Here is a 17,974-nt window from a genome sequence, read left to right on the forward strand (position 1 = left end):
CCCCGTCGGAGCGATCCGGCGGGGCCCCCTCCGCACCACCCGCACCACCCGCTCCTCCCAGAGCGACGCACCGCCCCCGCACACCCCGCTCCTCCCCAGAGCGACGCACCGCCCCCGCACCACCCGCACCACCCACGCGCCGGCGCCCCTCCACTGCGCCGGCCCCGGACGCGCGAAGGAGCGCAGCATCATGCAACGACGCAGGATACGAACGGCACTCGGGTCGGCCCTCGCGGTCGCCCTCACGGCGGCGGTCGCCGCCACCGGCCTCGCCGCGGCCCCGGCCGCCGCCGACCCGGTCACGGTCACCGCCGCCGACTTCGAGGACGGCACCACCGGCGCCTGGACCCAGTCGGGCGGCGGCGCCGGCACCCTGTCGGTGGTCGACGGACCCGACGGCGGCAAGGTCCTCCGCGTGAACGACCGCGCCGCCGACTACGTCGGCATCCAGAGCCCGACCGGCATCTTCCGGCCGGGCACGACGTACGACTTCCACGTGCGGGCCCGGCTCGCCGAGGGCACGCCCGGCTCCGCCGGAGTGCGCTTCGTCGTGAAGCCCGCCTACAGCTGGGTCGGGAACACGACGATGACGGCGGATGCCTGGACCGATGTCGAGGGCTCCTTCACGATGCCCGCCGACGGCGACCCCGCCACGCTCCAGGCGTACCTGGGCACCGGCGCCCTCACCCCCGACGTGCCCTACGGCTACCTCGTCGACGACGTGCGCATCACCACGGAGGGCGGCGGCTCGACGCCCGGCGAGGGCGAGGTCGTGCTCTCGAGCGACTTCGAGTCGGGCCTCGACGGCTGGACGCTCCGCAGCGGCGGCGCGTCGAGCACCGCGTCGGTCGACCTCACCGGCGCGCAGGCGCACGGCGGCGCGCAGTCGGCCGTCGTCACGGCCCGCGCCGGCCAGGGCGACGGCATCGGCCACGACCTCACCGGCCTCACCGACCCCGCCGTCACCTACGAGCTCACCGCGTGGCTCCGCTTCGGCGACGGCCAACCGGTCGACGACGTGTGGCTGAGCCGGGCGAACACGAGCGGCGGGTCGACGACGTACGCGACCCTCGCCCAGTTCGACGGCGTCGGGAACGACGGCTGGACGAAGGTCACGGCGACCTTCCAGGGCTCCGCCGCCGACGCCTCGCTGCTCTACTTCGAGACCCGCTGGGACAACGGCGCCACCGGGAACACGAGCGACCTGTACGTCGACGACGTCGTGCTCCAGATCCCCGCGCCGCCCGTGGTCGAGGACCTCACCGGCATCAAGGACACCGTCGACTTCCCCGTCGGCGTCGCGATCGACAGCCGGGAGACGCAGGGCGCGGCATCCGAACTGCTGCTGCGCCACTTCGACCAGGTGACGCCCGAGAACTTCATGAAGCCCGAGGCCTGGTACGACGCCGACGGCGCGTTCGTCGCGTCGAACGCGGAGTCGGACGCGCTCATGGACTTCGCCGCCGCGAACGACCTGCGCGTGTACGGGCACGTGCTGGTCTGGCACAGCCAGACGCCCGCATGGTTCTTCCAGGATGCCTCGGGCGCGCCGCTCGCGGCCGACGACGCCGGCCGGGCCGTGCTCCGCGACCGGCTCCGCCAGCACGTCTTCGACGTCGCCGGGTACCTCGCCGGCCGCTACGGCCCGTTCGGCAGCGACACGAACCCGCTCGCCGCGATCGACGTGGTCAACGAGGTCGTCTCCGACGGCGGCGAGTACGCCGACGGCCTGCGCCGGAGCGAGTGGTACCGGGTGCTCGGCGAGGAGTTCATCGACCTCGCGTTCCGCTACGCCGACGAGGCGTTCAACGGCGAGTTCGCCGCGGCCGGCGCCGACCGCCCGGTGACCCTCTTCATCAACGACTACAACACCGAGCAGGACGGCAAGCAGGGCCGCTACCGCGCCCTCGTCGAGCGGCTCCTCGCCCGCGGGGTGCCGGTCGACGGCGTCGGCCACCAGTTCCACGTGAGCCTCGCGATGCCGGTCTCGGCGCTCGAGGGCGCGATCGAGCGGTTCGCCGACCTGCCGGTCACGCAGGCCGTCACCGAGCTCGACGTGACCACCGGCACGCCGGTCACGCAGGCGAAGCTCGTCGAGCAGGGCTACTACACCCGCGACGCGTTCCGGGTGTTCCGCGAGCACGCCGACGACCTGTTCTCGGTCACGGTGTGGGGCCTCACCGACGGCCGGAGCTGGCGGGTCGACTCGGGTGCGCCGCTGCTGTTCGCCGACACGCTGAAGGCGAAGCCGGCGTACGTCGGCGCCGTCGACGGCGACCTGCCGGCCCGGCTCCGCACGGCCGACGTGTTCGCGGGCGACGTCGCCCTCGACGCGCAGGCGACGGCATCGCCCGAGTGGGCGCGGCTGCCGCTCCACGCGATCGACGACCGGGCGGCGTTCCAGCTGCGCTGGGCGCCCGACCACCTGACGGCGTACGTCTCGGTCGAGGACGCCTCGGCCGAGGCATCCGACCGCGTCGAGTTCGAGGTCGACGGCGCGACGTTCGCGGTCGCCCGCGACGGATCGGGCGACGCGCCGGCGGTCGTCGCGGAGCGCGCCGGCGGCTGGGACGTCGTCGCGCACCTGCCGCTCGACGGCGCCGCCGAGGGCGACGCGCTCGGCGTCGACGTGCGGGTCGCGGATGCCGCGACGGGCAGCGCGTCCGGCTGGAACACGCCCGGCGCGGTCGGCACGGTCACCCTCGTCGAGCCGCTCTCGTTCGTCGAGGTCGTCGCGACGGCGGATGCCCCGGCCATCGACGGCGCGATCGACGACGCCTGGGCGGGCGGCAACGCGGTCGTCACGTCGAAGGCCGTGAACGGGGCGGACGGCGCCGAGGCGACCGTGCGCACGCTCTGGAAGGACCAGACGCTCTACGTGCTCGCCGAGGTCGCCGACCCGGTCGTCGACGTGAGCGGCAGCGACCCGTGGATCCAGGACTCGATCGAGGTGTACGTCGACCCGGGCAACGCGAAGAACGGCTCCTACCGGTACGACGACACGCAGATCCGCATCAGCGCGGCGAACGCGGTGTCGTTCGGCACGGGCGACGAGGCGTTCCAGCGGGCCCGCGTGCAGTCGGCCACCGCGACCGTCGACGGCGGCTACGTCGTCGAGGCGGCGATCAGCCTGCTCGAGTACGGCGGCGAGGGCACGTTCCACGGGCTCGACTTCCAGGTGAACGACGCGTCGAACGGGCAGCGCACGGCGATCCGCAACTGGGCCGACCCGACCGGCGCCGGCTACCAGTCGACCGCGCACTGGGGGGTCGGACGCCTCGTCCCGTCGGCCGCCGAGCCCGAGCCGGTACTCGAGAACTTCGTCGCGCCGCGCATCGTGGGCGATGCGGTGAAGGGTGCGACGGTCCGCGCCGACGCCGGCGAGTGGTCGGTCGAGGGCGCCCGGTTCACGTACCAGTGGGCCGTCGACGGCGAGCCGGTGAAGAAGGCGACGGATGCCTCGTACAAGGTGAAGCCCGCCGACGTCGGGCACCGCCTGACGGTGACGGTCACGGCGACGGCGCCGGGCTTCGACCCGGTGTCCGCGACGAGCGACGCGGTCGACGTGTCGCCGAAGAAGCCGGCGACGCCGGTGGTCACGGCGATCGTCGACATCGTCCGCGCCCTCGTCGAGTGGATCACCGGGCTGTTCCGCTGACCTGCTGCGGTGACGCGGCCGCCGTGACGCGGCCGCGGTGATCCTCGGGAGCCCGTCGGCCGGCCCATGGCCGGCCGGCGGGCTCCTCCGCGCGACCCGAGGCGCGTCGTCCGTCTTCCGCACCGCCGATAGGTTGGATCGACGCCGTCCGGCATCGCGAGAGGACCCCATGACGACATCCGAGCGGATGCCACCGGCGCTGACCGCCGAACTCGCCCGCGCCGCCGCGGCGATCGACGACGACGGCGAGTTGCCCGCGCCGGAACGCGGGCGGATGCACCGCACGATCGACGATGCCGCTCGACGCATCCACCCGAATGCGGCACGCTACGTTCGCGCCAAGCTCGCGCTCACGTGCGCGCAGGCGAGCCTGGTCCACGTGAACGGGAGCGCGGAGCTCCGAGCCGAGTCCGAGGCGCTGCTGTCGGCCATCGCCGCTGCGATGCGCGGCGACCTCGACGCCGACACGCTCGAGACGTTGCACGACAGCGCCGCTGCGCGCACGGACGACCTGCTGCTGTCCGGGTCGGTCGACCCTCGGACGGCGTACGCGCTGCGTGCGGGCGTCGCCGCCGCGTCGACGCTGCTCTACGACCCCGAACCCGATGAACTCGGCACCCCCGAACTCGAGTCGGACCCGACGGACTGGGAGGCGTGCTTCTTCACGTCGCTGGCCGCGACCGGCGGTGCCGTGTGGGACGGCATCGGCGACGCCGTGGAGCGACGACGGTTCTGGGAGTGGTACCTCGCGGTCGCGGTCCCCCACGCCTGGGACCCGCACACGCCCCTCATCGGCGAAGCCTCGTAGGCCCGCGGCGCGGGCCGAGGCATCGCCGCCGGGTTCGGCCCCGGCGTCAGGGCCTCGGCGCGGCCGTCGACTCACGCACGACGAGGCTCGTCGCGAGGTCCATCCGCGGCGTGGCCCCGTGCGCGCCGCCGGCGAGCCGGAGGGCCAACCGCACCGCTTCCTCGCCCATCCGGCGCAGCGGCTGGTGCACGGTCGTGAGCGGCGGATTCACCCATCGGCTGATCGGCACGTCGTCGTAGCCGACGATCGAGAGGTCGCCGGGCACCGACAGCCCGGCGGCGCGCGCGGCGTCCATGACGCCGAGGGCCTGCAGGTCGCTTCCCGCGAAGATCGCCGTCGGCCGCTCGCCGACGGGCCCGCTGAGCAGCTCGGTGGCGTGGTTGCGCCCGCCCGTCACGTGGAAGTCGCCGAATCGGATCCACGACGGATCGATCGGCAACCCGGCCGAGTTCATCGCCGAGCGGTAGCCGTCGACGCGGGCCAGCGAGCACATCATGTCCTCGGGGCCGGTGATGGTCGCGATGCGACGGTGGCCGAGTTCGATGAGGTGCCGCGTCGCGGCCAGCCCGCCCGACCAGTTCGCTGAGCCGACGCTCGGCACATCCGGCGACGGGTCGCCGGCCGGGTCGACGATGACGAAGGGGATGCTCCGGGTGCGGAGCTGCTCGCGATACTCCGGGGCGAGTTCGCTGAACACGAGCACCACGCCGACGGGCCGCCGTCGGATGACTCCGTCGATCCAGTCGGGGTCCGGGGCGTGACGGCTGCCCGACACGGTGAGGACGACGCTCAGGCCGTGCTCCTTCGCGACGGACTCGACGCCGCCGATGAGCTCCATCGACCAGATCTCGTCGAGCTCGTGGAAGACGAGCTCGATGAGTTCGGCGTGCCCTTCGCTCCGGCCGGTGCCGCGACGGGTGTACCCGCGTTCGTGGAGGAGGGCCTCGACGCGTGCCCGCGTCGCGGGCGCGACGTCGGTGCGCCCGTTCAACACCTTCGAGATGGTCGAGAGCGAGACTCCGGCCTCCTCCGCGACCTCGGCAAGCGTGACGCGCTCGGCGGAGACATCCGATGACATGTTTCGAATCCTAGCGACGAAACTTGCGGTTCGATACCGCGCCATCGCCGCGTCTGCTCCCGGGCTACCATTCGAAGCGCTTCGACGGCATACTGGTCGGCGATCCGATCCCGTTCCACGTTCCGTCTGGAGCCGTCATGCCGCCCACGCCCGCCGCCGTCGAGTCCGGCGACCGTTCGCACTCGCTCATCCCCGTCGAATCGGTCGCGCAGATCTCGACGGTGCTCGAGAACACCGACCCCGAGCTCGACCCGCACCTGGCCGCACTCGCCCGACAGGCCGCCGCCGACGGGGTGGTGCTGCTGCGCAACGACGGCTCGGTGCTGCCCTTCGGCACCGAGCGGCCTATCGCCGTGTTCGGTCGCACCCAGCTCGACTGGTTCGCGGTCGGCTACGGCTCGGGCGGCGACGTCAAGGTGCCGTACTCGTGGAACCTGCTCGCCGGCCTCCGCGACGCCGGCGTCGCGGTCGACGAGGGCCTCGCCGCCGCCTACACGAGGTGGACGACGGCGAACCGCCCGCCGTTCGACGCGACCTGGGGTCGCTGGCCGCACCACTTCCCCGAGATGCCGCTCGACGACGAGCTGGTGGAGGCCGCGGCATCCCGCTCCGACACGGCGCTCGTCGTCATCGGCCGCGCCGCGGGCGAGGCCCGCGACAGCGTGCTCGAACCGGGCAGCTGGTACCTGACCGACGGCGAGCTGGCGATGCTCGACCGGGTCACGGCCGCCTTCGCCCGCACGGTCGTCGTGCTCGACACCGGCAACGCCATCGACCTCGGATGGCTCGACCGCTACGGCGACCGGATCGGCGGGCTCCTCGCCGCCTGGCAGGGCGGCATGGAGGGCGGCCGGGCGGTCGCGGCCGTGCTCGCCGGCGAGATCCCGCCGAGCGGGCGCCTCACCTCGACGCTCGCGCGCTCGTACGACGACTATCCGAGCGCGGGCAACTTCGGCGACCCCGAGGTCAGCGTCTACGCCGAGGACGTCTTCGTCGGCTACCGGTACTTCGAGACGTTCGCGCGCGACCGGGTCGTCTTCCCGTTCGGGTTCGGACTCGACTACGCGACGCTCGACGTGACGGTCGCCGCGACCACGACCACGGTCGGCGACGGCGGCCGCGTGCGGTTCGTCGTCGACGTCGTGAACACCGGCGGCGTGCACGCCGGCCGGCAGACCGTGCAGGTCTACGCCTCCTCGCCCGACGGCGCGCTCTCGCAGCCGGCACGCGTGCTCGCGGCCTACCGGAAGACCGGCCTGCTCGCGCCCGGTGGTCGCGAGCGCGTCGTCATCGAGATCGCCCTCGACGACCTCGCGTCCTTCGACGACTCCGGGGCGACCGGGCAACGCGGCGCCTGGGTGCTCGAGCCCGGCGAGTTCCGGTTCTTCGTCGGCGCCGATGTGCGAAGCGCCCGGCACGAGGCATCCGTCACCGTCGACGCACTCCGCGTCGTGCGCCGCGTCGCCGAGGCCGCCGCGGTCGACCCGGCGACGCCCTTCCGACGGATGGCCCTCGCGCGTGACGCCGACGGGAGCGCGCGCGTGGCGTGGGAGGATGCCCCGACCGCGACGGTCTCCCGGCGCGAGCGGATCCTCGCGCAGCTGCCCGTCGAGGTCCCGCCCACGGGCGACCGGGGCATCCGGCTCGACGCCGTGCGACGCGGTACCGCGACGCTCGACGACTTCCTCGCCCAACTGTCGCCCGAGGAGCTCGCGCTGCTCGCGCGCGGCGACCTCACCATGAACAGCGCGCTCGGCACGCCCGGCAACGCGGGCGTGCTCGGCGGCGTCGCCGCGTCGCTCCGCGAGAAGGGCGTGCCGCCGATCACCACGACCGACGGACCGAGCGGCATCCGGCTGGCGGCCTACGCGTCGCTGCTGCCCTCCGGCACCGCGCTCGCCTCGACGTGGGACCCGGCGCTCGTGCGCGACCTCGCCGCGGCGCACGGGCAGGAGCTGGTGCGCAAGGGCTCCGATGTGCTCCTCAGCCCCGGCATGAACCTCCACCGCGATCCGCTGTGCGGACGCAACTTCGAGTACTTCTCGGAGGACCCGCTCGTCACCGGCCGGATGGCGACCGCCGTGGTGCGAGGCATCCAGTCGCGGGGCGTGGCCGCCTGCCCGAAGCACTTCGCGGCCAACAACCAGGAGGCCTCGCGCACGCGCAACGACTCGCGCGTCTCGGAACGGGCGCTGCGCGAGCTCTACCTCCGCGGCTTCGAGCACTGCGTCCGCGACGCCGCACCGCTCGCGCTCATGACCTCGTACAACAAGGTGAACGGCGTCTGGGCGCACTACCACCACGACCTCGTCACGACGGTGCTCCGCGAGGAGTGGGGCTACCGCGGGTGCGTCATCACCGACTGGTGGATGGAATCGGCGACCGATCCCGACTTCCCCGCGCTCGACGACAACGCCTACCGCGTGCGCGCGCAGGTCGACGTGCTCATGCCCGGCGGCGTGAAGACCGACCAGGGTCCGCAGGCGGTCGCGGACGACACGATCCTCGACTCGCTCGCCCGACCCGACGGGATCACGCTCGCCGAGCTGCAGCGCGGTGCCCGCAACGTGCTCGGGCTCGCGCTCGCACTCGCGCCGGTCGTCGAGCGGCGGATCGGGGCGACCCGATGAGCGCGGCGGAAGCGACCACTGCCGGCTCGCCGACCGCCGCGACCGTCCCCGTCATCCCCGGGTTCCATCCCGATCCGAGCGTCTGCCGGGTCGGCGACGACTACTACCTCGTGAACTCGTCGTTCGAGTACGTGCCGGGCGTGCCGATCTGGCACTCGCGCGACCTCGTGCACTGGACGCAGGTCGGCAACGTGCTCACCCGCGACGCGCAGTTCCCGGCGGCCCGTGCGGGCGACAGCGGCGGCATCTACGCGCCGACGCTCCGGCACCACGACGGCCGCTTCTGGCTCATCACGTCCGACGTGACGGACGAGCACGGCGGGCACCGGCTCTTCTCGGCGCCCGCGATCGAGGGCCCGTGGTCGGATGCGATCGAGCTGCCGGAGCTGCGGGGCATCGACCCCGACCTCGCGTGGACCGACGACGGCGAATGCCTCGTCACCTACTGCTCGTGGACCGACGGCGCGTCGGCGGCGTGGCAGGCCGCGATCGACCCCGACACCGGACGGGTGCTCGAAGCGCCCCGCAAGGTGTGGACGGGCACCGGCCTCGGCCACACCGAGGGCCCGCACCTCGTCCGGCACGACGGCTGGTGGGTGCTCGTCGCCGCCGAGGGCGGTACCGAGCGCGGACACGTCGTCAGCGTCGCCCGGTCGCGCGACCCGCGCGGGCCGTTCGAGAACGCGCCGCACAACCCCGCGTACACGCACCGCAGCACGGAGCATCCGGTGCAGAACCTCGGGCACGCCGACCTCGTCGAGCGACCGGATGGCTCGTGGGCCGCCGTGCACCTCGGCGTGCGGCCGCGCGGCATGACGCCGGGGTACCACGTGAACGGCCGCGAGACCTTCGTCGCCGAGGTCGACTGGGTCGACGGATGGCCCGTGTTCACGGCGTCCGAGGCGACGCTGCCCGAACGCGCCTGGGACGTCGACGACCGCTTCGAGGCACTGCACCCGCGATGGGTCTCACCTCGTCGCCGGATCGAGGAGTTCGCCCGGCTCGTGCCCGACGGACTCGAGGTCGACGGCACGGGCGACGGCTCCGGCGTCTACGCGCGGCTGCAGTCGGAGCACTGGACGGCGTCGATCGAGCTCGACATCGACCCGGGCTCCGTGGTCCACGCCGAGGTGCGGCTCGACGAGCGGCATCGCGCCGGCGTCCGCCTTGCGGGCGGCCGGGCGAGCGCCGTCTGGACGGTCGGCGGGCACGTGATCGACGTGGGCGACGGGGCATCCGACGGGCCCGTCGGGGCCGGGGCATCCGTGCACCACCTCGAGATCGCGTCCGTTCCGTCGTCGACCGGCGGACCGGACGACCTCGTGCTCTCGGCCGACGGCCGACGCCTCGGCATCGTCGACGGCCGCTACCTCTCGACGGAGGTCGCGGCCGGGTTCACCGGGCGCGTGGTCGGCGTGCGCGTCGAACGCGGCCGCGCGCTCGTGCGCCGCGTCGCGATCGTCGAGGCCTGACGGCCGATTCGGGCGGCTTCCCGCCCCGAGGTAGCGTGAGAGCGCTCCCATCGTTACCCGAGCGTGACATCGGATGTTTGACGGGATGCCTCCCGGCCGGTTATCTTCACTGTCGAAGCGCTTCAACAATCACCGGGAACCGATGATCTCGAAGCGCTTCGATCCCACAAAGGAGTGACATGAACCAGCACCGGACCGCCCGCCCCGCGCGGGCCGAACGGACGACGTCGTGACCAGCCAGGTCATCCTGCGCGAAGCCGCGGTGACCGAGGTCGGCGAGACCACCGAGCAGGACGAGCGCAAGCAGCGCAAGCACGCGGGCGGGCGGAAGTCCTTCGGGATGTTCCTCTGCATCGTCCCGTTCATCGTGCTCGTCTTCCTCTTCTCGTACTTCCCGCTGTACGGCTGGATCTACTCGCTCTACGACTTCAAGCCGGCGCTCGGGCTCGAGGGCAGCGAGTTCGTCGGCCTCCAGTGGTTCGAGATGCTCGTGAGCTCGCCGACCCAGATGGCGCAGATCGGGCAGGTCCTGCTCAACACGCTCGCGATCAGCTTCCTCGGCATCGCGACCTCGATCCTGCCGCTCGTGTTCGCGATCTTCCTCAACGAGGTGCGGGTGCCGTGGTTCCGCAGCGCGGTCCAGACCCTGACGACGCTGCCCAACTTCATCTCCTGGGTGCTCGTCTACATGATCGCGTTCTCGCTGTTCTCGAGCACCGGCCTCGTCAACGGCATCCTCACCGACGCGGGGCTCATCACCGTGCCGGTGAAGTTCCTCGACACGAGCGAGAACGTCTGGCTGACGATGACGCTGTGGAGCATCTGGAAGGGGCTCGGCTGGGGCGCGATCATCTACCTCGCCGCGATCTCCGGCATCGACCAGTCGCTCTACGAGTCGGCCGACATCGACGGCGCGGGCCGGTTCCAGAAGATGTGGTACATCACGGTTCCGCAGCTCATGCCGACCTACCTCGTGCTGCTGCTGCTGTCGGTCGCCAACCTCCTGAACAACGGCATGGAGCAGTACTACGTGTTCCAGAACGCCTTCAACAAGGAGTACATCCAGGTCCTCGACCTGTACGTCTACAACATCGGCATGACCGGCAACAACCTGTCGATGGCCACCGCGATCGGGATGCTCAAGAGCATCATCTCGGTCATCCTCCTGTTCACCGTCAACGCGATCGCCAAGCGCGTCCGCGGCCAGTCGATCGTCTAGGAGCAGGGATGTCCTCCATGACCGCCACCGAGACCGAAGCCATCGTCGCCGGAGGTCCCGCCCCGAGGCCGCCGCAGCGCCGCACCGCCGGCGGCGTCGCCTTCGCGATCCTGAACTACGCCGTGTTCATCGCGCTCGTCTTCATCTGCGCGTACCCCTTCTACTACCTGATCATCAACTCGGTCAGCGCGAACGACCTCGCCGCGCTCGGCGAGGTGCGCTGGTTCCCCGAGGGCTTCCACCTCTCGAACTACACCCAGGTGTTCCAGATCGGCGGCCTGCCGCTCGCCGCCGCGGTGAGCCTCACGCGCACCGTGCTCGGCACCGCGTTCACCGTGCTCGCGTCGGCGTTCCTCGGGTTCATGTTCACGCAGGAGCGCATGTGGGGCCGGCAGTTCTGGTACCGCTTCACGATCATCACGATGTACTTCAGCGCGGGCCTGATCCCGGTGTTCATCATCATGAAGAACCTCGGCCTGACGAACAACTTCTGGGTCTACATCCTCCCGTTCGTCGTGCAGCCGTTCTTCATCATCCTCGTGAAGACCTACGTCGAGGCGATGCCCGCGTCGCTCCAGGAGGCCGCCGAGGTCGACGGCGCGAACATCGTGCAGATCTTCTTCAAGATCTACCTGCCGAACATGACGCCGATCCTCGCGACCGTCGCGATCTTCGCGGCCGTCGCGCAGTGGAACAGCTTCCAGGACACCCTGATCTACATCACCGACCAGAGCCTGTACACGCTCCAGTACCTGCTCTACATGTTCCTGAACCAGGCGAACAGCCTGGCCCAGGCGATGGCGAACTCGGGCGGCAACATCGGTGCGCTCGCCGACGTCGCGACGACCCAGACGCCGACCTCCATCCGCATGACGATCTCGGTCATCGTCGTGCTGCCGATCATCCTCGTCTACCCCCTGTTCCAGCGCTTCTTCGTGAAGGGCATCATGCTCGGCGCGGTCAAGGGCTGACCGCACCACTCCCCCGAGCACTCCAGAAAGGAAAGCAATGAAGCTGAACAAGAAGGCGGCCCTCGTGGTGTCCGCCCTCACCCTCGCGGGACTGCTGACGTCCTGCACGGCCGGTTCCGGCGACACCGCCTCGGGGCCGATCTCCGAGTTCCCGTCGTCGTGGGACGAGGAGATCACGATCGACGTCTTCGACGGCCTCGCCAACTACATGGGCGTCCAGGAGGGCTGGTTCGCCAAGGTCGTCAAGGACAAGTTCAACATGAAGTTGAACATCATCGCCCCGAACGTCGCGGGCGGCGGCGACACGCTCTACAACACCCGCGTGACCGCGGGCGACCTGGGCGACCTCATCATCACCGACAAGGGCGAGAAGCTCGACGAGCTCATCGCGGGCGGCCTCGTGATCGACGCGGCGGACTACGAGCCGGCGATGAAGAACGTCGCACGCTTCGACCAGGCGCTCGACCACCTGAACGACGGCAAGGACGGCATCTACGGCTTCCCGAGCTCCGTCTCGTCCCTCAAGCCCACCGACCCCTCCGAGGGCCTCGACCCGACCTTCGGCGCCTACGTGCGCTGGGACCTCTACGGGGCGGCCGGCTACCCGGAGCTCGACACCCTCGAAGACCTCCTGCCGGCGCTCAAGAAGATGCAGGAGCTCGAGCCGACCGCGCCGAACGGGCAGAAGACCTACGGCATCTCCCTGTTCAAGGACTGGGACGGCAACATGATGAACAACGCCAAGCAGCCGACGACGTACTACGGCTACGACGAGCTCGGCTTCGTGCTCGCGAAGGCGGACGGCTCGGACTACCAGGGCATCCTCGACGACGACGGCCAGTACCTGCGCACGCTGAAGTTCTTCTACGACGCGAACCAGCTGGGCCTCGTCGACCCCGACTCGACCACGCAGAACTACGACACGCTGTTCACGAAGTACCAGAACGGCCAGGTGCTCTACGGGTTCTGGCCGTGGCTCGCCCAGTCGGCGTACAACACCGCGGAGAACACCGCGGCGGGCAAGGGCTTCATGCTCGCCCCCATCGCCGACCAGACGATCTTCTCGTACGGCGCCGAGGCGTACGGCGGCAAGCAGGTCTTCGCCATCGGCTCCAAGGCCGAGGACCCCGAGCGCATCGCGGCGTTCATCGACTGGCTCTACTCGCCCGAGGGCGCCCTCGCCAACAACAGCCAGACCCAGGGCGCCGCGGGCCCCGAGGGCCTCACGTGGGAGATGCAGGGCGACGAGCCGGCCCTCACCGAGTTCGGTGAGCAGGTCTTCCTCGAGGGTGACGCCGAGGTGCCGGCCGAGTGGGGCGGCGGCAGCTACATCGACGGCACCTCGACGCTGAACATCAGCGCCGTGCTGCCGATCGACATCGACCCGAACACCGGCTTCCCGTACAGCTACAAGTTCTGGCCGTCGTACCAGGCGCTCGTCCAGACCCCGCTCAGCGAGGACTGGCAGTCGAAGACCGACGGCGCGACGTCGACGATCGAGTACCTGGAGGCGAACGACCAGCTCCTCGTCGCCCCGGGCGCCAGCTACGCCGCTCCGGCCGACAGCTCGGAGATCGAGACGCTGCGCAACCAGGTCAAGGCCGTCATCGTGCAGTACTCGTGGCAGATGGTCTTCGCCGAGAACGACGCGAAGTTCGACTCGCTCCTCGCCGAGCTCCAGGACCAGGCGAAGGGCCTCGGCTACGACGACGTGCTCGAGTTCGACCTGGCCAACGCCAAGGACCAGAACGCCCAGCGCGAAGCGGTCACGAAGGCGTTCGCCGACTGATCCGCAACCCGCTGAACGGGGCCCGGGGCATTCGCCTCGGGCCCCGTTTCGCGTGCGGGGGCGGCGGCGCGGCGGCGGCGCCGCCGCTTCGCGCCGCGTCGTGCCGTCGCGTGATGTCGCGCGGATCGACGCTCAGGCCGACCACGGCCAGTGCTGCGCTGCACGCACCTCGCGCCACGACAGTGCGGAAACGGATGCCTCGGGGCAGGGCTCGCGCGGACGATCCGACGAGGCTTGCGACCGGGCAACCAGCGACTCGCGACCCGCGACCCGCGACCCGCGACCGTCAGGCCTCGGCGTTTCCCGAGATGCGCGAGTACACCGACCGGAACAGGAACGCGCTCGCGTACGCCCCGACCGAGCAGCCGATGGTGGCGACGATGATCCCGAAGGGCGGGAAGACCACCATGAGCGCTCCGAGCGTGACCGGGATGAGCACGATGCCGGTCGTGCGGACCGGTTGCGCGGCCGGCAGCAGGAGCGCGTTCCGGAGCGTCTGCCGGAACGTGTTGCGGTAGACCGCGACGAGCGCCATCGCGTGCAGGAACGCCGCGAAGAGGTACACCGCCGCGACGAACGCCACGACGGCCAGGCCCGTGAGCAGCGGCTCCGGATGCCCCAGCCAGAACACGCCGCTGAACGCCAGCGCCACCGCCGGGACGAGCGTGGCGAGCATGAGCAGCGTCGCGCGCCCGAGGTTGCGCCAGAGCGCGGGGAGGAAGTCGGCGACGGGACGGCCGCCCTCCTCGTCGGAGTACCGGATCGTCACCTCGTCGAGCGCGCTCGTGGCCGCGCCGATCGTGATGACGGGCAGGCAGCTCACGAGGTACAGCACGTTCAGCGCGACGAAGGCGAGGAACGTGGAGAGGCCGTGGACGGTCTTGTTCTCCGGGTCGATCCGCATGGGGTCCTCAGGGTTCGTCGATCGGGACGACGCGGGGCGCGAGCAGGTGCACGCGTTCGGGCCGGTCGCCGGTGAGGATCTCGTTGAGCACGCGCGCGGCGGTCGAGCCGAGCTCCTCGGCGGGCAGGTCGATGGCCTCGGTGAGCCCGTGCACGGCCCTGGCGACGTCGATCGGGCAGAGCGCGATGACGTCGGACGGGCCCTCGCCGCGGGCGGCGAAGCGCGCGAGCCGGGCGGAGACGTGCGGGAGGGCGCCCTCGTTGTGGACGAACACGCCGGTGACGTGGGGGTCGGCCGCCACGATCTCGTCGACGACGGCCGTCGCCTCGGCGGTGCTGGGGCACGGGTGCACGGTGCCCTCGATGCCGCGCGCGGCGCACGCGTCGAGGAAGCCGCGCGCGAGCCGGTCCGCGTAGGAGGTGTGCCGGCTGACGACCTCGGGCGGCGAGCCGATCAGCGCGATGCGCCGGTGGCCGCGCGCGGCGAGCCGCTCGACGGCGAGCGCGCCGGCCGCCTGGAAGTCGAAGTCGACGCAGGTGAGGTCGTCGGCGCCGGTCGGGAGCCCGATGAGCACGCTCGGCGCGCTCAGCGCGGACAGGGTCGCGATGCGCGGGTCATCCGATTCGACGTCCATCATGAGCAGCGCGTCGACCTTCGAGGCGCGCGCCGCCCGCTCGAGCCCGCTCGCGTCGTCGCTGGTGAGCAGCAGCACGTCGTACTCGTGGAGTCGAGCCTCGCGGACGACGCCCGCGACGATCTGCATGACCACGTGCACGTCGACGCCGGCGCGGAGCGGCGCCTGGAGCCCGATCACCTGCGTCGAGCGCGATGCGAGCGACCGGGCGCCGGCGTGCGGGCTGTAGTCGAGCCGCGCCATCGCCTGCTCGACGCGGTCGCGGGTCTCCTGCGAGATCGTGCGCTTGCCGCTCATGACGTACGAGACGGTCGAGATCGACACGCCCGCCTCGCGCGCGACATCCGCGATGGTCGTCACTGCATCCCCTTCGGTTCGAGGTGGAGATCGGGTTGGAGGTGGACGGGAGTGCCGGGCCGCAGGTCGACGACGCGCGAGCCGAGCCCCGGGCCCGTCACCTCGACGGCGATCGGATGCGCCGCACGCAACGTCGCGCCGACGAGCCGCCCGTCCGCCCAGTGCAGGTCCACCGTACTGCCCCCTCGGGCCCGCAGCCCGCGTACGCGGCCGCTGCGCCACTCGGGCGGGAGGGCGGGCAGGAGTCGGATGCCCCCGCCGTGCGACTGCACGAGCGCCTCGGCGATCGCCGCGGTCAGGCCGAGGTTGCCGTCGACCTGGAACGGCGGGTGGGCGCTGAAGAGGTTCGCGTAGACGCCGCCGCGGTGCTCGCCGCCGGTGTCGGCCGCCGGCCGGAGCGCGAGCGCGACCTGCCGCTGCACGGCCGCGCCGTCGCCCAGCCGGGCGTGCATGGCGGCGCGCCACGCGAGCGCCCACCCGGTCGACTCCGGCCCGCGCCCCCGGATCGACTCGGCGGCCGCGCGGGCGAGGTCGGGCGTACCCTCCGGCGTGATGCGGGCGAACGGGAAGAGGCCGGCGAGGTGCGACAGGTGCCGATGCTCGGGCTCGGCGTCGGGCAGGTCGCGGCTCCATTCGGCGAGCGCACCCTGCGGGGTGACGCGCGGGTCCGGTAGCCGGGCGACGAGTTCGACGAGCTCGTCGACGACGTCGGCGTCGGGATCGCGGTCGCGGCGCAGCACCGCGCGCGCCTCGGTGCACACGGCGGCGAGCTCGCGCAGCAGGGCGACGTCCATGGTCGACGACACGTCGACGGCTCGCGGCTCGCCCGCCGCGTCGAGGAAGCGGTTCTCGGGCGAGGTCGACGGGCTGGTCCAGGCGCGCTCGCCGTCGGTCCGGATCCACGAGCGCGCGAACCGTGCGGCGCCGAGCAGGGCGGGCCAGGATGCCTCGAGCTCGGCGGCATCGCCGCCGAAGGCGAACCGCTCCCACGCGTGCAGCGCCAGCCACGCGCCGCCCATGGGCCAGAACGCCCAGGCGGGGTCGCCGTGGCCGGCGCCGACGGGGGCGGCGTGCCCCCAGGCGTCGGAGTTGTGGTGCAGGGCCCAGCCGTCGGCGCCGTGCAGGTCGCGGGCGACGGCCGGCCCGGTCGTCGACGCGACGCGCTCGACGAAGCGCTGCAGCGGCTCGTGGCACTCGGGCAGGCCGGTGACCTCGGCGGGCCAGTACGCCATCTGCAGGTTGATGTTCGTCGTGTACGCGCTCGACCACGGGCCGGGCAGCTCGGCGTTCCAGATGCCCTGGAGGGTGAGCGGCAGGCCGCTGGGCTGCGACGACGCCATGAGCAGGTAGCGGCCGTAGTGGAAGGCGAGGGCGGCGAGCCCGGGGTCGGGGCGCTCCTGCGCGCGGAGGACGCGCTCGACGGTGTCGAGGCCGCCGGCGCCCGGCGCGGATGCGAGCTCGAGCGTGCATCGCAGGTACTGGTCGCGATGCGCCCGCCCGTGCGCGGCGAGGAGCCGCTCGGCGTCGGCGTCGCGGTCGAGGCGGGCCGGCGAGGCATCCGCCCCGGCGACCGCGGGCGCGACGTCGGTGCCGAGCTGGAGGAGCAGCTCGGTGAGGGGCGCGGTCAGGAAGGCGTCGCCGGATGCCTCGAGCGGCACGGACGCCGCCACGGTCACGGTTCCCGTGCCCCCGCGTTCGGTGTCGTACCGCACGGGTTCCGGCGGGTGCTCGTGCCCGGGCGCGACGTCGACGGGCAGCCACCAGTCGGCGGCGAGGTCGCCGTCGGCCGTCAGGGCGGGCTCGCGGCGCTGCCGCAGCAGGCTGCCGAGCCGGATGCGCACCCGCACGGGGGCGTCGGCGACGATCCGGTGCGCGATCGCGCCGGTGACGCGGTCGGCCCATGTCTCGTGGCGGACCCGGCCGCCGGCGAGGGCGTACTCGAGGCTCGCGACCCCGGTCGTGAGGTCGAGTTCGCGTCGGACCGCGTCGGATGCCCCGCCGTCGCCGTCGCCGTCGCGCGCGCCCGCACCGGACGCAGCCGGGTCGACCACCTCGACGTCGAGCCATCCGAGCGGGAGGTACGCCTGCGCCCAGCGGGACTGCTGGCGCCGCAGGAGCCGCTCGGCCTCGCCGGGGTCATCCGCCCCGATGGCCGCGCGGACCGCCTCGATCGCCGTGGCCCCGCGATCGACGACGCCGTCGAGCGGATCGGCGTCGGCCGTGCCAGACCAGGCGAGGAGGTCGTTGAGCCAGAGCCGTTCGCCGCCGGGGCGGCCGCCGCACATGGCGGCGCGCCGACCGTTGCCGACCGGGAAGGCGTCGGTCCAGCGCTCGACCGGGTGCGTGGAGCGCACCCGGTGAAGCGCTTCGAGGACCTGCGTGGACAACGTCACGTTGGGTAGTATAGGTTCCACTGTTGAAGCGCTTCGACAGTTGCAGCAGTGAGGCTCCCAT

At 72.0% G+C, this 17,974-nt stretch carries 11 protein-coding genes; 7 read left to right on the plus strand and 4 right to left on the minus strand.

What is annotated here, in order from left to right; genetic code table 11:
• Positions 1-190: 190 nt before the first annotated feature.
• Together ACGGZK_RS17670 and ACGGZK_RS17675 are read left to right on the plus strand one after the other, a co-directional pair.
• Positions 191-3,658, plus strand: coding sequence for an endo-1,4-beta-xylanase (locus ACGGZK_RS17670; protein ID WP_395243928.1), 3,468 nt, complete (start codon positions 191-193; stop codon positions 3,656-3,658).
• A gap of 169 nt (positions 3,659-3,827) precedes the next feature.
• On the plus strand, positions 3,828-4,466 hold the full coding sequence (locus tag ACGGZK_RS17675; protein WP_395243929.1) for an Imm5 family immunity protein: 639 nt from the start codon (positions 3,828-3,830) through the stop codon (positions 4,464-4,466).
• Between the two features lie 46 nt (positions 4,467-4,512).
• On the opposite strand, the gene ACGGZK_RS17680 is transcribed toward ACGGZK_RS17675, so the two are convergent.
• A complete protein-coding gene (locus ACGGZK_RS17680) occupies positions 4,513-5,544 on the minus strand; it encodes a LacI family DNA-binding transcriptional regulator (protein WP_395243930.1) in 1,032 nt (343 codons plus the stop codon).
• Between the two features lie 137 nt (positions 5,545-5,681).
• Between ACGGZK_RS17680 and ACGGZK_RS17685 the strand changes: the two genes are divergently transcribed.
• The 5 genes from ACGGZK_RS17685 to ACGGZK_RS17705 all read left to right on the plus strand — a co-directional run bounded on the left by ACGGZK_RS17685 (position 5,682) and on the right by ACGGZK_RS17705 (position 13,625).
• A complete protein-coding gene (locus tag ACGGZK_RS17685) occupies positions 5,682-8,174 on the plus strand; it encodes a glycoside hydrolase family 3 protein (protein WP_395243931.1) in 2,493 nt (830 codons plus the stop codon).
• Positions 8,171-9,646 (plus strand): family 43 glycosylhydrolase, encoded by a 1,476-nt coding sequence (locus tag ACGGZK_RS17690; protein WP_395243932.1) that lies wholly within the window; start codon positions 8,171-8,173, stop codon positions 9,644-9,646. The genes ACGGZK_RS17685 and ACGGZK_RS17690 overlap by 4 nt, the downstream gene beginning before the upstream one ends.
• Positions 9,647-9,875: 229 nt before the next feature.
• Positions 9,876-10,865, plus strand: a complete 990-nt coding sequence (locus tag ACGGZK_RS17695) for an ABC transporter permease (protein ID WP_395243933.1) — start codon at positions 9,876-9,878, stop codon at positions 10,863-10,865.
• 8 nt (positions 10,866-10,873) lie between these two features.
• Positions 10,874-11,836 carry a carbohydrate ABC transporter permease gene (locus ACGGZK_RS17700; RefSeq protein ID WP_395243934.1) on the plus strand — a complete coding sequence of 321 codons (963 nt, stop codon included), beginning with the start codon at positions 10,874-10,876 and terminating at the stop codon, positions 11,834-11,836.
• 37 nt (positions 11,837-11,873) lie between these two features.
• A complete protein-coding gene (locus ACGGZK_RS17705) occupies positions 11,874-13,625 on the plus strand; it encodes an ABC transporter substrate-binding protein (protein WP_395243935.1) in 1,752 nt (583 codons plus the stop codon).
• A 286-nt stretch (positions 13,626-13,911) separates the two neighbouring features.
• On the opposite strand, the gene ACGGZK_RS17710 is transcribed toward ACGGZK_RS17705, so the two are convergent.
• From ACGGZK_RS17710 to ACGGZK_RS17720, 3 genes are read right to left on the minus strand one after another with little or no spacing between them, the layout of a single operon-like run.
• Positions 13,912-14,529 carry a DUF624 domain-containing protein gene (locus tag ACGGZK_RS17710; protein WP_395243936.1) on the minus strand — a complete coding sequence of 206 codons (618 nt, stop codon included), beginning with the start codon at positions 14,527-14,529 and terminating at the stop codon, positions 13,912-13,914.
• A 7-nt stretch (positions 14,530-14,536) separates the two neighbouring features.
• On the minus strand, positions 14,537-15,523 hold the full coding sequence (locus ACGGZK_RS17715) for a LacI family DNA-binding transcriptional regulator (protein WP_395243937.1): 987 nt from the start codon (positions 15,521-15,523) through the stop codon (positions 14,537-14,539).
• Entirely contained in the window at positions 15,520-17,913 is a 2,394-nt protein-coding gene (locus tag ACGGZK_RS17720; RefSeq protein ID WP_395243938.1) for a glycosyl hydrolase family 95 catalytic domain-containing protein, read from the minus strand. Before ACGGZK_RS17720 ends, ACGGZK_RS17715 begins: the two co-directional genes overlap by 4 nt.
• Positions 17,914-17,974: the final 61 nt, after the last annotated feature.

The sequence above is a fragment of the Agromyces sp. MMS24-K17 genome, assembly GCF_043950245.1.
GTDB lineage: Bacteria > Actinomycetota > Actinomycetes > Actinomycetales > Microbacteriaceae > Agromyces.

What these genes read in the sequence shown, in the direction of transcription:
- ACGGZK_RS17670 (WP_395243928.1), top strand. Translation starts at nt 191, where the DNA reads ATGCAACGACGCAGGATACGAACGGCACTCGGGTCGGCCCTCGCGGTC.
- ACGGZK_RS17680 (WP_395243930.1), bottom strand. Translation starts at nt 5,544, where the DNA reads ATGTCATCGGATGTCTCCGCCGAGCGCGTCACGCTTGCCGAGGTCGCG.
- ACGGZK_RS17705 (WP_395243935.1), top strand. Translation starts at nt 11,874, where the DNA reads ATGAAGCTGAACAAGAAGGCGGCCCTCGTGGTGTCCGCCCTCACCCTC.
- ACGGZK_RS17675 (WP_395243929.1), top strand. Translation starts at nt 3,828, where the DNA reads ATGACGACATCCGAGCGGATGCCACCGGCGCTGACCGCCGAACTCGCC.
- ACGGZK_RS17690 (WP_395243932.1), top strand. Translation starts at nt 8,171, where the DNA reads ATGAGCGCGGCGGAAGCGACCACTGCCGGCTCGCCGACCGCCGCGACC.
- ACGGZK_RS17685 (WP_395243931.1), top strand. Translation starts at nt 5,682, where the DNA reads ATGCCGCCCACGCCCGCCGCCGTCGAGTCCGGCGACCGTTCGCACTCG.
- ACGGZK_RS17710 (WP_395243936.1), bottom strand. Translation starts at nt 14,529, where the DNA reads ATGCGGATCGACCCGGAGAACAAGACCGTCCACGGCCTCTCCACGTTC.
- ACGGZK_RS17700 (WP_395243934.1), top strand. Translation starts at nt 10,874, where the DNA reads ATGTCCTCCATGACCGCCACCGAGACCGAAGCCATCGTCGCCGGAGGT.